Annotated in this window: 13 protein-coding genes; 11 read left to right on the top strand and 2 right to left on the bottom strand. The window is 58.6% G+C overall.

Annotated elements, in window-relative coordinates:
- Both AC3WQZ_RS04900 and AC3WQZ_RS04905 read left to right on the top strand, forming a co-directional pair.
- A partial coding sequence (locus AC3WQZ_RS04900) for an H-NS family nucleoid-associated regulatory protein (protein ID WP_492297206.1) occupies positions 1–140 on the top strand: 140 nt, incomplete at its 5' end.
- 410 nt (positions 141–550) lie between these two features.
- Positions 551–1,543, top strand: coding sequence for a hypothetical protein (locus tag AC3WQZ_RS04905; protein ID WP_150984231.1), 993 nt, complete (start codon positions 551–553; stop codon positions 1,541–1,543).
- Between the two features lie 319 nt (positions 1,544–1,862).
- On the opposite strand, the gene AC3WQZ_RS04910 is transcribed toward AC3WQZ_RS04905, so the two are convergent.
- Positions 1,863–2,054, bottom strand: coding sequence for a hypothetical protein (locus tag AC3WQZ_RS04910; protein ID WP_081050236.1), 192 nt, complete (start codon positions 2,052–2,054; stop codon positions 1,863–1,865).
- A gap of 656 nt (positions 2,055–2,710) precedes the next feature.
- Between AC3WQZ_RS04910 and AC3WQZ_RS04915 the strand changes: the two genes are divergently transcribed.
- The 9 genes from AC3WQZ_RS04915 (at position 2,711) to AC3WQZ_RS04955 (ending at position 13,147) form a co-directional block, all read left to right on the top strand.
- Entirely contained in the window at positions 2,711–3,355 is a 645-nt protein-coding gene (locus tag AC3WQZ_RS04915; RefSeq protein WP_081050237.1) for a single-stranded DNA-binding protein, read from the top strand.
- A gap of 11 nt (positions 3,356–3,366) precedes the next feature.
- The gene (locus AC3WQZ_RS04920) at positions 3,367–3,987 is read left to right on the top strand and encodes a hypothetical protein (RefSeq protein WP_058697631.1); all 621 of its coding nucleotides are present in this window, start codon (positions 3,367–3,369) and stop codon (positions 3,985–3,987) included.
- Positions 3,987–4,700: an RES domain-containing protein gene (locus AC3WQZ_RS04925; protein WP_116318646.1), complete on the top strand. Its 714-nt coding sequence runs from the start codon at positions 3,987–3,989 to the stop codon at positions 4,698–4,700. Before AC3WQZ_RS04920 ends, AC3WQZ_RS04925 begins: the two co-directional genes overlap by 1 nt.
- Positions 4,701–4,855: 155 nt before the next feature.
- On the top strand, positions 4,856–7,330 hold the full coding sequence (locus tag AC3WQZ_RS04930) for a DEAD/DEAH box helicase (protein ID WP_058697632.1): 2,475 nt from the start codon (positions 4,856–4,858) through the stop codon (positions 7,328–7,330).
- Positions 7,331–7,561: 231 nt separating this feature from the next.
- Entirely contained in the window at positions 7,562–7,759 is a 198-nt protein-coding gene (locus AC3WQZ_RS04935; RefSeq protein ID WP_233528051.1) for an H-NS family nucleoid-associated regulatory protein, read from the top strand.
- 339 nt (positions 7,760–8,098) lie between these two features.
- On the top strand, positions 8,099–9,358 hold the full coding sequence (locus AC3WQZ_RS04940; RefSeq protein ID WP_158577654.1) for an HsdM family class I SAM-dependent methyltransferase: 1,260 nt from the start codon (positions 8,099–8,101) through the stop codon (positions 9,356–9,358).
- A gap of 11 nt (positions 9,359–9,369) precedes the next feature.
- The gene (locus AC3WQZ_RS04945; protein WP_058697634.1) at positions 9,370–10,263 is read left to right on the top strand and encodes a phosphoribosyltransferase-like protein; all 894 of its coding nucleotides are present in this window, start codon (positions 9,370–9,372) and stop codon (positions 10,261–10,263) included.
- A gap of 8 nt (positions 10,264–10,271) precedes the next feature.
- The gene (locus tag AC3WQZ_RS04950) at positions 10,272–12,227 is read left to right on the top strand and encodes an ORC-CDC6 family AAA ATPase (RefSeq protein ID WP_070940829.1); all 1,956 of its coding nucleotides are present in this window, start codon (positions 10,272–10,274) and stop codon (positions 12,225–12,227) included.
- A complete protein-coding gene (locus tag AC3WQZ_RS04955; protein ID WP_058697636.1) occupies positions 12,224–13,147 on the top strand; it encodes a hypothetical protein in 924 nt (307 codons plus the stop codon). Before AC3WQZ_RS04950 ends, AC3WQZ_RS04955 begins: the two co-directional genes overlap by 4 nt.
- A gap of 4 nt (positions 13,148–13,151) precedes the next feature.
- On the opposite strand, the gene AC3WQZ_RS04960 is transcribed toward AC3WQZ_RS04955, so the two are convergent.
- Positions 13,152–13,531 (bottom strand): pyrophosphatase (locus AC3WQZ_RS04960; protein ID WP_492300127.1); only part of this gene is annotated, 380 nt, incomplete at its 5' end.

Here is a 13,531-nt window from a genome sequence, read left to right on the forward strand (position 1 = left end):
CGCCCCCACCGCCTCCGCCGCCCGTGGTCTGCTACCGCAATGCCGAGGGACTGACCTGGGATGGGCAGGGCGAGATGCCGTCCTGGCTGAAGCGCGCGGTCAATGCAGGGCAGAGCGTGGAGTTTTTTCGGGCCGGATAAACGAAGCTCGGCTGCTGCGAGGGATATATTTTCCTTTCCAATCATAGGTTTACAGAGGATATGGCGGATTTGGGAATCCCGGGTGTCCCTCTGGAAGACCTTGAGGAGGGCCAGCAGACCAAGCGGCGATGTCCTGGGCCGCGCGTGGAGCGAATCGCACTGATGATGTCCAAAAGCGCGTTAGCTGGGTCATCGTACTTTTTGTAAAAAATGGCGGTAGCGGACCGCTGAGCCACCTCTTGCACGGTCTCTCTGCGCCTTGGATCACCACGTGGCATTTGTAAGTCATTGATAGATTGACACTTTCTGCAGGTCGTCGTCAGGAAATGCACGGAAAGTACGATGACCCCTACCATCGGGCCACCGCCAAGGGCTATATTGCAGGCGGCCGAACAACCAGAAAAACTCTAATGATTGATATATCGAATGCTCAACTCGACCCATATCGCGGTTTCCATTATTTTCATGAAGATCTGAATATTTACCTGAAGGTAGCCCTCTCCTCCGCATTGTTGTTAGTTCGTCATTCGGCTGAGCCGCAGGATTCAGACAAGTTGCACGATCTTATAAAGCTTGCGCATCCGTCTTGGAATACCCCGCCTGTCAGAGATATGTCAATAGACATTCAGCGAAGAACTCACGCTTCCATCTCAGCCTTTGCCCTAATCTCTGTCTTCTCAGCATTTGATGACTTCCTCATCGGGACGAAAGCGGAGTTGCATCGATTTTATTCGGCCACAGAGTCATCCAGGCATATCGGAATGAATAAAGCGACACCGACAATTATAGAGGAAACAAATATTAACGACGGCGAAGAAAATGATGATGATGACGACTCGGAAGAACGACTGCGCGCTTTCTATGCCAAAAACGGATGGGACGGAAGGTCGATCGATCCGATCTTAAAGGTGGTAAGGTACTTTCGACTTTGTCGAAACTGCATCGCTCATCGAAACGGGCGTGCGTCGCGCGCACTTGTCAAACATTCTTCTGATGCAGACGTACATAAGCTGGTGAGTAACCTCTTGGACAAGGCATCCAACGGTCTTCGAAAGTACGTGATCAACGAGGATGTTTTTATCGAACCTACCCAAGCGATTCTCTGCTCTCATTTGCTTCGAAAGATCGCGCTGGATGCAAACAAAAAACTTCTAGGTACGCTTGGGTTTGATGGGTTCCTGCGGTCGGTAGCACATCACACAATGTTCAGTGAGACTATCGTGCGATCTGATGCTTACAAAACTCCTGAGGCAGTATTGAATTTCGCCCTAACGGACCGCTATCGAGCGACGATGTCAAATCGAGAGGAGTGTATCCAAGAAATGAAGCGTCTTGGTCTATGGAAAAAATACATGAGCGAGTTTGAGCGAAAGTACGGTACCGGTTATCTGTCCGAATACTAAGGACACCAAAATGATGGTCGGAACGCTCCGCAACTGAGCGAGCGGACCTTCGGATGCCCGACCGGGTCGCTGCTCGAGCGACCGGAACCGGCTACAGCCGTTGCCGCTTCAGCCATTCCTGGTTGGCGACGGTTAGTTGCAGTGCTGGGCCAGGAAGAACGTGAGGCTGGCGTTGCCCGGGCACAGAGATAAGGCACGATATCGTCCGCTGACCATGCCAAGGTGGCTAGCGGTTGTTGTGCCGAACCGGTTGCCCGCAGTCCGGAACCAGCCGGGCAAGGCGCGACGAAATTGCGCCGCCCTCGGCCCAGGGATAGTCTTACCGACTGCTTCGCACGGCCTCGAGCATGGACTGTCCTTGACGCGTCAGACGAGGGTAAGCATGGCCGCGGGCATGTCCGCGCTCGATCGTGACCAGTTTTTGGCCATCTAATTGATCTGGCTCGAGGTCATCAATCCCCTGCGCATCGCCAATCAGCAGTAGCGCGGCGATTTCGTGCGGACTCAGCACGTCGGCCTCCTTTGTCGGCGTCGGAAGACGGAAACTCCGACCGCTGGTCCGTGGATCGAGTGCCACGGAGGACGATGAGAACGGCAGTGAATGCATCGGTGCGAGGAACCTGCCGGTAGGGTACGCCGAACGTTCAAGGCCTGCGGCCAAGATGCGCCCTTATGCTCTTCAGCGCATAAGGGCGGGGGCGACTCTCGGGTGGGCTTGGCCACCGATTCGGCGGTAGTGAATTCAGGCCGCCCTTGTATTCCGGAAACCTCATGGCATGTAGCCGGGTGCGCCAGGTTCTGCCATAGGTCGGCAACTCATCGCCTTGGATCGCCCCCTCGATCAACGGCGCAGGAGACCCCGCGGGGTAGAACTTGCCGGGCCCGACCTCCACTGCTTAGCCGCAGAGCGGGAACGTTGCTCGAGATGGGCGTCGAGGAAGACAAGGGGGCACGAACGTGTCTGCGCTTGATGCTGGAAAGTCGGCTGCGGGCCATGGTCAGCGGCGTCAACCTTGAGCCGGCGACGGATTGTGAATGATAGAACTCATTGTTCGGCGCAGCTCTTTCGCTAAATGACGTTTGCTAAATTTTCTCAGTGAGAATCTTGCGAATGTTGAGAAAATTGAGTAGCCTCTGGGAATCATCCACAGTTCGTCTGCCTCTGACATGAGTTCCTATTCTAGTGTGGCCGATCTGGCCGCCCGCATGCGTATCGAGCCGGACACGCTTCTCGAGAGGCTTCGGGAAGCGGGGGTGAACAAAGCAGACGACCGCGAGCCCGTCTACGAGGCCGATGTCGCCGCGCTCAGTGCGCTTTATCGGAAGCTGCTCGGCCCGCGGACGATCGAGATCGCCGCCGAGGTGCGCGGGGAAGCGGATCCGGGTCTGGAGACGCCGGCGAAGCCTAAGGTCAATCGCGTCATCCTGGTGGGCCAGCTGGGCGAGGGTCCCGAAGTACGGTGCCTGCCGTCCGACGCGCCGGTCGCGAACATCCGCCTCGCAGTGGCCCACCGTTACTGGCGACTTCTGAGGGATGTCGTCGAATTCGGGTATGACACCAGGGAGACGCGCGCACTCCTGTATCTAGACCTGCTGGGAGGACACGTTCCGGCCAGATTGACGGCAGTCGTTCGCCGTCTTGTGCGCAGCGCTCTTCGCGCCTCGATTGCGGAATCCCGGCGGACGCACCGCCTTTCTGCTTTGGCCGCTCAGGTCCGGTCCTTCCTCGCTGGTCATGTAGTGTCGTGCCACCACGCCGACCGGGAGGCGACGATTCACCCGGCCTTTGCCCCGCCGGTTGCGGTCATTTGAAGGAGTTTGATATGACACCGCGTTTTCACGCGCCGGCTGCCGTCGCACCCGGCCCCCAACTGGTCGAGAAATTGGTCCACGACATTGACGAGCAACTGGAGCAGACCATCGACGCTGGCGAGCGTGCCCGCGTAATGGCCATTGTGCGCCAGTGCCTGACGGCAACGCTCTCCAGCCCCGCCTCGGCGGCGGCAGTCGAAGACCGCCTCGCCGTGTCATATCTGAAGCCCTCGGAGGTCATTGCGCAAGGTCTGGTGGCCATGTCGCAGGCGACGCTGTATCGCGCGGTGGAGGATGCACGCTTTTATTGTGTCACCCCCCGCGGCAAGGCGATTGGCCGCGCATTCCCGGCCTGGCAATTCGCGCCGCCGGTGCCCGAGTTGCTGACTCCGGTCCTGCGCCAGATGAAAAACCTGCCGAGCAGCGAAATCCATGCGTTCTGGGTGACGCCGGTTGACGCCTTCGACGACCTGACGCCGGCCGAGTTGCTGGCGGGCAGGGCGTTCGAATCGCGAGCGGCGCTAACTGCTGCGCAGCGTGGCCACCTTGCTCAAGCCGCAAGCGAGCGGCAGGGCAGGGTGATCACGCAGCTGGCCGCGCTGTCCTCGCGCAGTTCGGATCTGATCAGTTGATGTTGATACCAAGAGAATTTGTCGTACCGGCTTCGATTGCCGCTACTCTTCCTACCCTTGACCATTTGCGTCGGGCGCTGGACGGCGCGGTGGTCTTCGTGCCGGCCGGCACCCGGATTGTCCGCGCCGTCCGGCATCCGGCCGCGGTCATCCCGCCACACGTGGAGCGCACCTACCGATTCGGACCGCCCGCCGCATTGGCCGGTGAGGGAGGGCGTTACCCGATCTACTGGATGTATGCCGCCCAGGATCTCACGACTGCACTGTGGGAATCCGGCTTCTGCACGAACGACATCACGCAGCCGGGCACGTTCTATATCCCCCGAGCCATTGCGGAGACGGGCCTGATCGCGACCTTCACCGTGCAAGCGGATATCCCCATCCTCGATCTTGACGGCACCGTTCTCAGCAAGCTGGGCATTTATGATCGCATCCACGAGGGCGAATACGACTGGTGTCAGTGGTTCGGCCTGCGGATGTTCGACGTCCTGGCGAGCTTTGCCGACGGCGGCGCACCGATCGGTTTTCGCTATCCGTCGCGTAAGCATAAGGGCCATCTTGCGCTGGCTGTGCAATCCGGCTCACTGGGGCAATGGCGCCGCCAGGTCGATGTGCAGGTCGTGCGCTTCTCTGAAATGCCCGAGTTCAACGCGCTCCGGAGGGACAGCAGCTACGCGGAGCCCTTCGAGGGGGGATTTACGGTGGACCGATGAGTCGGCTCTCCCATGTGCAGCGGTTGCGGGGTGCGGCATGGCTACGACAGCTATGGTGATGCCGGGACGGGTCCATTGCTCGGCTCATGCTATGCAGAACGGCCCACACGAATGGCGGCTTGGCTGGAATAGGAATCGGATAAAGGAGTCAGTGGATGTTTGATTTCGGATCGTTGGCGAAGACGACGGCGGCTGAAGTGCCGGCGACGCTTGCCGAATTGTTCAAGCAACTGGATAGAAGGGCTACCCATACGGGCTTGCGCCCGGCGCAGCTTGCAGCGCTCGCTGCGTTGGATCTGCAGCTCGTACAGCGCGACGTGATCATGAAGCTCAGCACGGGCTCGGGTAAGACCATCCTCGGCCTGATCTATGCGGAGATGATGCGCCGCAAGTACAAGGGGGAGCCCGTCGTCTATCTGTGCCCGACAAGGCAGCTTGTCGAACAAGTTGTCGCCACTGGGCAGGCAATTGGCGTGAGTGTCTCCACCTTTGGCACCGGCCTTCCCTACGCGGCCATGAGCGGTGATGCCATTCTTGCTTGCACGTACGACAAGCTGTTCACAAGCGGCTCAGTCTTCGAGAGCCAGGCGATCCGGCCCTCGGCCATCGTGCTCGATGACGTGCATGCTGGCACCGAACGTGTGCGAAAGTACTATACCGTCCAAGTGCCGGCAGAGTGTCTCGATCAGCTCCGGACTTTGCTTAGGCCCTTGTGCGAACCAACCGATGCTGCGACGTGGGCCGGCATCATGAAGAATGATGTCGCTTCCCTGTATGAAGTGCCGTACTGGATCTGGGCACAGGTGTGCGGTCAGGTGGCACAGATACTGGATCCTCACAAGACGGAAAAGTCGCTGCGGTTCACCTGGCCAAACATCGCGCGCTATCTCGAACTGGCGCGCTGCTGCATTTCGGGCGTGTCCGCCGAAATTGTGCTGCAGGTCCCGCCGGTTGAGGAGGTGTCCGCCTATGCCGGAGCCAAGCACCGGCTGTTCATGTCGGCCAGTATCAAGGATATCTCGGGGCTGATTGCCGTGCTGGGTTGCGACCCAGCGGCGTACGGGCGCATTGTCGAGCCGGCTGAAGATGAGGGGGCCGGTGAGCGCATGATCCTGCCGACATCCCTCATCAGTGCAGAATGCAAGAAGGAGGAGATCGCCGCCGTCTGCGCCCAACTTTCCAAGCAGACCAACGTCGTCGTGCTGACAACCTCGGCGGCACAAGCGAAGACCTGGACCGATGCTGGTGCCACGTTGTCTCAGGACACCGAGTTCGCCGGCGCACTGGAGCGGCTTCGCACCACGATCGGCAACTATGTCGTTTTTGCGCAGCGCTTTGATGGCGTCGACTTGCCCGACGACGCTTGCCGCATTCTGGTGATCGACGGTATCCCGAGCGGTGAGCGCATCACCGACCAAGCCGATGCTTTCCGTCAGAAGGACAGTCCCGAGTACGAAGTCAGAACTGTCAACAAGTTCGAGCAGGCACTGGGGCGCGCAGTCCGGTCGAGCGCGGACTATGCGGCGGTCCTGTTGGTTGGCCCCGACATCGCGGCATTCATCGGCCGCAAGAACGTCGTCGCGCTTCTTGAAGCGCGGACGCGTCTGCAACTGGATCTCGGTCGAGAACTTGCACAGAACGCGGGAAAGGGCAGGCCTATTTCCGCCGTGATCGCGGAGATGGGGCAGGCCCTGCTGGGCCGCAATGAGGGCTGGAAGGAAGCGCACCGTGTGCGCGTCAAAGTTCAGGCAAGGCAGCCCAGACCAGCTGCACTGACTCCATTCGAAGCGGCTGCGGTGGCGATGCGGGAAGCGTGGATGCTGGCCAAAGCCAAGAACTTCCAGGGGGCGGTCACCCGCTTGCGGGAGGCGGCGAACGCGTCCCAATTGCATCCTATCCAGAAGGCCGAGATCCTCTATTGGGTTGCGACGTATCTCAATCAGTTCAGTCCCGCCCAAGCGGCGGAGACGTACAAGGCCGTCTTCGCAGCGAACACCAAGTTTCCGCGACCGGAGCAGGTCGCAGATCGCAAGTTCGCGCGGCTGACCAATCAGGCAATTGCCGTGTGCCAGGCGTTCAGCAGCTTTGCCTCTGCCAATGCAGCTGTGGCGCGATTGGACGAGGTCCGTGCGAAGCTTTCGTACGGCAATTCGGCAGAGGTCGTCGAGCGTGGTCTGCATGAACTAGGCGAACTGCTCGGCGCGACCTCCAATCGCCCGGAGAAGGAGACCGGTCGGGGACCGGATGTTCTCTGGCTGTTCGATGACTGCGGGCTCTGCATTGAAGCGAAAAGCGAGAAGACTGCGCCCATCTTCAAGACAGAGGCAGCGCAACTCGTCCTCAGCATGCAGTGGTGTGATGATTCGCTGGCCCCAGGTACACCCAAGCCAGTACCGGTGTTTGCGACCAATGTCACGGCAGCCGACCGGGCAGAGGACATTGGCTTCGGTCCTCGCCTGCTGAGCGAAGCGGTGCTGATGAGCATCATCGATCGTCTGCGGCAGGTTGTGCTAAGCCTTACCTTCGATGGGCCGCTCTTCACCGATCCAGCAACGGTTGGCCGGCGGTTGAATGAGTGCGGCGTTGCTGGTGCCCAGATTGTCGGAAGTCTGCCAGCGATGAAGCCGTAGTTCATGGCGGTGACTTCGGCCTCCCCGCCCGGCGCCCTGGAGCTGATTACACGGGCATCAGCCCTGCGCGCCTGGCCGCAGGGAATTCCGTCGGCGGACATCACCTGACGCTGGCGCGCGGCCGATGTCGATTCGATACCTTCGCAGGGACGCTGCCCGGCCACTCGGATGACGGCAACGATGGCAGCAAAAGCTGAGCGGGCGGACTCGATCCGCTGAATCCAGGCGCAGATGGCCGACTATGGGTTGACACTGGAGGAACTGGAGGCGGCGGGGTGCTTTGATCCGCCCCCGCTGCCACCCTCACCGCCGGTGGTCTGCTATCGCAACGCGGAAGGGCTGCCCTGGGACGGGCAGGGCGAGATGCCGTCGTGGCTCAAGCGGGCGGTCAATGCGGGGCAGAGCGTGGAGTTTTTCCGGGTCGGATAAGGCGTTCGCACAGAGCGGGGTACCGGGGTGCTGAAGATTTCAGGTTGCCGAGGATTGGCGGACTCCTTTCGAATCCCGGGCGCCCCTCAATGGGGTGCCATGGCCCGGGCGGTTTAGCGAAGCTCGCTTCAATGCACGATTAATGTTCTGCAGAAGTTGTCACAATCTGGACGCGTGAATGCAGTTCCAACGTTCAACGCGCGCGAGGTCGCCGATCGTGAGCATTAACTAGGATACACTAGCACGTCTTGCTACGGACATGCCGCACTGGAATTGTAGCGACTCCACAGAATAACAGTGCTGTGACAGACGAGGGAGATGGCTACGTCAACAAGTGGTATGGGTCAAGTTCTGGCTCGAGCAGGTCATACATCCGACCCTTGGGGGCGGTACTACACCACGCCCATTGTCAGCCAATCATTGGTTGATAGGATCGAGGTAGCCAAGCCGAAGCTAGTTCTTGAGTTGGGCTCTGGCTCTGGCTCCTTGTGCACCGCTGCCGCGACTCGCTGGCACAAAGCCCAGTTGGTGACAGTCGACGTCGACAGCCGCGCTCCGAAGGCCCTGGATGCCGACATGGTCGGGACCGGCCGCCGACACAGTCATTATGTCCACGACGTGCTCGACGCTGCGCTATCCGACAAGATTGGCTTGGCTCCCGGCACGGTGGACGTGGCAGTCTGCAACCCGCCGTACATTCGGCCCAAGTGGCGATCTGATTTTGGCAAAATTCTAGAGGATGCCGGATTGTCAGGCACGCTTGCCTCGCTGCACGACGCCGGCGCAGACCTTCTCTTCCTTGCTCAGAACTTGCGCCTATTGCGCAAAAACGGAAAGCTTGGGCTGATCCTTCCTGACGGCCTTATCACCGCCGAACGATTCTCCGGAGTGCGAAAGACCCTGCTTCGACAACATTTGATTGAGCAGGTGGTTCAGCTACCGCGTGGAGTGTTCAAGGGCACTGAGGCTCAAACCTACCTCGCCGTGCTGTCTAAGAGCGCCGGCGAGACGAATCAAGTGACGCTTAGGCAGATGGATTCCGACGGGCAACTCAGCGTGCCGATCGAGATCCTGCAGGAAGCGGCTGTCAAACGGCTCGATTTCACCTTTCATGCGCGAGTCGTGTCACCTCAGCGAAGTGGCGAAGGGCCGATGCGGATGTCCGTACGCCAAGCATTGACGGACGTCGTGCGAGGGACAGTCTGTTCATCGTCAATTTCAGCGTTCCCGGCTCCGGTGTTCCACCTCGGCGACTTTTCAGAACCGCTAGGCGAGCACGCCGTGAGGGTCGTGCCTAAGCGCTTTGCGCTTAGCGAACGCAAAGCTCAGCAAATGTTGGAAGAGGCCCGGCTGGCGCTGCCGGGCGACATTTTGCTTGCTCGCGTGGGCCGATCCCTTGAAGACCGACTAGCCTTGGTAGTTCACGGACCATGCGTTATTAGCGATTGCATCTTTGCGTTGCGTGCGATGGATGAACATCGCGAGCGCCTGTATCGGTTCTTCGACAGCGATCTGGGTAGGCATGCCCTGGCTTCTTCCGCGCATGGTGTGGCTGCAAGGTTTATGTCGAAGACCAACTTGTTCGAGATTCAGTTCTAACCTGACTCACGATGTCGCAGATTCCTCAAATCGGTAGCTTCGACCAGCTTTCCGTCGAGCGGGCGGTTCACTGGCTTAGTCGCACAGGCGTGCGGTCCCCCCTTAGCGTTGAGCGCATCAAGCAGTGGGTCAAACAATTTCAAGCGCCGGAAGAAAAGACACTAGCCTGGCTGATCCTACGAAACCTGATTTTTCGTACTAACGAGCAGTTGCAGTCTTCCATGCGGCAGGCCCTGAAACAGGCGACCATCCACTTTGTCGATCAGCTAGGCCTGCGGGAGAACGTTGCGTGGAATGATGCGCTTAAACGCCACGCTGGTCTGACCTTCTACTGCGGTCCGCCGTCGCTTCCGACTTTCGGCTTGCCAACCCAGCCCGGAAAGAGCGGTGACCTGATCGCCAGGTTGATTAACCAGCGGTATGGTATAGACAAGCAGTATCCCTCTGACGTCAAAGTCTTGCCGCCAGATGAACGATTCATCGTCGTAGACGACGGAACATATACAGGCGTCCAGCTTGCGAACTTCCTGCGGGGATGGGATATCGATTTTTCTCATGGGCGCGTCGCGATCGCTGTTGCGATGGCTCACAAGACGGCTTGCGAGCATCTAAAGAAGGAGTTCCCGAACGTGCCGCTAATTTATGGCGAGCTCCTGACCGCAGACATGTGCTTTCAATCTCTGTCTCAAAAGTGGATTGAGACCGGGCAATGGAGCTATGAGAAATCCCCGCTGGAAGTCTATGATGACGTGCACAAGCGCAATCAACCTTTTGCGAACGGAAATGGCGGCAACGGCTATGGCAATATCGGGGCACTGGTCGCGTTTGAGCACGGAGTGCCGGATGATTCGATTCAGCTACTTTGGGACGTCTCCCCGAGTTGGAAGCCGCTGGTTGAACGGTGAGCTTGACCATGCAAATTAACGCCTCCATGCTAGCGCGCACGCGCGCCGAGGAACATGACGCCGATGTATGGGGTGAATTCTTTATTCCACCCTATTTCGACCGATTGGCACTGACGACGGCCACCAAGTCGGCCTACATCACTGGCAAGCGTGGTTGTGGCAAGACCATGCTGCTGAAATATTTCGATTACCACACGGCGTTCTCGAAACGCAGGAAGGACATTCCTGCAGACGCTATCGACCATATCGGGATCTACTGGCGTGTCGACACCCAGTTCTGCAGCTCGCTCAAGCATCGAGGCATAGAGGACACCGAGTGGAGCGTCGTCTTTGAAAGCTACTTCGGGCTCGTCATCGCCACCGAGTTGCTCCGTGCGGTCGAAGCCATTGCCAACAGTTCTTTTCCGAATTTTAATTCGGACGACCTCGCGGCTCTCACGCTTCCTAGCGCCGCCGACTACTTGGACGATGCGCCAACAGGCGTTCGGCAGTTGGTCCAATACCTAGAGTCGATAAGACGCAAGTTCACGACGTGGGTTTCCAATGTGAAAGCGATGGACTGTCCCGTCCTGCCACCCGGGCGAGACTTCATTTTGTCGTTGGTGGGTGACCTCCGCGCAAAAGCTTCGTTGGCAACGCTTTCTGTCTTTGTTTACGTAGATGAAATCGAAAACCTCGTGCCATATCAGCGGCATGTCCTGAACTCGTTCCTAAAACACAGCCAGCGACCGCTGATCATCAACTTCACGTCAAAGGAACATCCCTCCAACAACGATACGTCCGGCCCCGAGTCGATTAACGCCACCCACGACTACCGGTTGGTTGACCTCGACTACTATCTGGAGCTTAGCGGAGCTGCCATGCCATTCTTTGCCGAGGTTTTCCTCGGCAACCTGGACATTGCGGCTGGGCGATTTGATAGTGAGTTGCTCGACGTTGTTTGTTCCCATGCACGTCTAGCCGAGCGCCAGAAGCCCCAGTACCAAAGGGAGGTCGTCGCGGACATGCGCACGCGATTTCCCGACGTCACTGACAAGCAAATTGCAGCGAACGCGCTTCAAGTTCAGACGCTGAAGGAAAGCCTTTATCGCCGGATAAGCAAGGCACTCAAGGATCGCAGGAGCAATTTGGCTGTTGAGGACTTCCTGTTTGAAGGTGCGCCTGCGGAAGCGTTGGTGACGCTCCCCGCGTTGTTAAACCGGGAAACGCTGCTTCCAGACAATGTTCTGGCGGAGCTCAAGAAATTCTCCAAGAACCGCAAAGGCTCCTTCGAGTCCACATGGATACACAACAATCTCTTCGGGGCGATTTTGGAGCTGTATCGGCCATTCGCCCGCGAATGTCCGCTGTACAGTGGCTTCGACACGCTTTGCACGATGTCGAACAACAACCTTCGGAATTTTCTAATCCTTTGCTACAAAACTCTCGAGGTCGCAGAGCTGCGCGATCAGATTGAACCACCCTATGCAGTTGATATTCAATGCCGGGCGGCCTATGACGCCTCCGAACAGCTGATCAAGGAAATCCGTACCTTCGGGCGTTTCGGCGAGCAGTTACGAGTGTTTGTGCTCAGGTTAGGAAGCATTTTCAGAGCACTGCAAGCCAGCCCTGCGATGAGCGAGCCTGAGCAAAATCAGTTCACAATCAACTCTGGCGGCCGTCCTTTGCAGGGTGACGAGCTAGCATTCATCGCGGAGGCGCTACGGCACGGGGTTTTGGTCGAGCAATTGGAAACCAAATCCAAATCGGGGGTTGGCCAGGATATCGTGGACTATCAGCTGAATCCAATCTACGCGCCATACTTTCAGATCAGCTACAGACGAAAGCGCAAGCTAGAAATATCAGTGGAGCAGTTTCACATGCTTATCATGGGCAACGAGAATGAGTACCGCGATCTCGCGCGCGGGCTTGCGCGCCAGCTGTCGGATACCGATGCGCTTCAGCTCGGCCTGCTGTTGTCATGAGGGTCCGGTTCTTTTCAGTCTCTGGAAGCAGCGCCGCCGACCTCAGTCTTCCAGACGACATCGTCCTGTTGCACGGCGAGGAGCTTGATGAGCGCGGTGAGTCGGCATGCGGGTGCGCGCCGAAGGACGCCCGCGTGATGCTCAGTTTTGGTGTCGAAGACATGTCCCTTACAGTCGGCGGCGAAACGAAACCGAGTGACCTGGCAGTTGAGTTGCTCAGTGGATACGACTGGCGCAAAGTGTTTCTGGAAGCCACTACGCTCGGCTTCGCGGAGCTGTTCTGCGCCGCCAACGCGTTGCTGGCCAGTGGCGCGACGACAGTGAATATCATCTACGTCGAACCGGGGGAATACACGCGGGTTAGCAAAGGCGCCGACCAGTTCGCCCTGTCCGAACCGACGCGCGGCTATGTTGCCATCCCCAACGCGATTGTCGATCTGTCCAGCGAGGAAGTCGAAGCTGGTGTCTTCTTCCTGGGCTTCGAGCCTGAAAGACTTGACCGAGCACTCGAAGAGTACCAGATGATCACCTCGAAGGACGTCAAGCTGGTTTTCGGTATACCCGCCTACCATCCCGGGTGGGAGCTCGACGCTATCATCCCGCACCTGCCGGCGTTGGAGCAGCACAAGCTGCAACTCGACTACTGCTCGGCCAACGACCCGGAAGCGGCGTTCGAGTGCCTTGAGCGAACACGCGACGCTCTCGGCACCGACAGACGGATGTTTGTCGCGCCGATCGGCCCTAAGCCCTGCGGCATTGCGTCAGCGATTTTTGCGAGTGTCTATCCTGAGCAAGTTGGTTTGCTCTTCGATCATCCGCGCCGCAAGCAAAAGCGGTCGACGGGAGTGGATCTCTGGCACCGCTTCACAGTGACGGTGGACCGCGGCGACGACGCGGCCCCAACCGCTACGGCCGGTTGACGCGTCAGGTCTTGGCGCTGCCAATCGCCGCTTGAAGCAGTTCCTTGATTTTCGACTCCGGCTTCCAATAGTTCGGCCCCTTCAGGAACTTCCCATTGCTGTCGTAGATGGGCTTGCCGTCAGCCCCCAGCTTGCTCTCATTGCTATCCATGATCACGCTCAAGACATCCTCGAGTGGGATTCCGTACTTCAGCGCTTCTGATCGGCAGTAGACAATCACGTCACCCAGCAGGTCAGCGACCGCGACCAGCACATCGATGGGCTCAGCCTTACTTTCACAGGCCGCGATGATCTCGTCGATCTCGTTTACCTCATCCAGGAGGGTTGTCTTGAACTTGCGCAGCCGATCGGCTGGGTCCGCCGGCAGAGCCGGCGTCGGGGGGG

It is taken from the genome of Cupriavidus sp. FW305-26, from assembly GCF_058787975.1.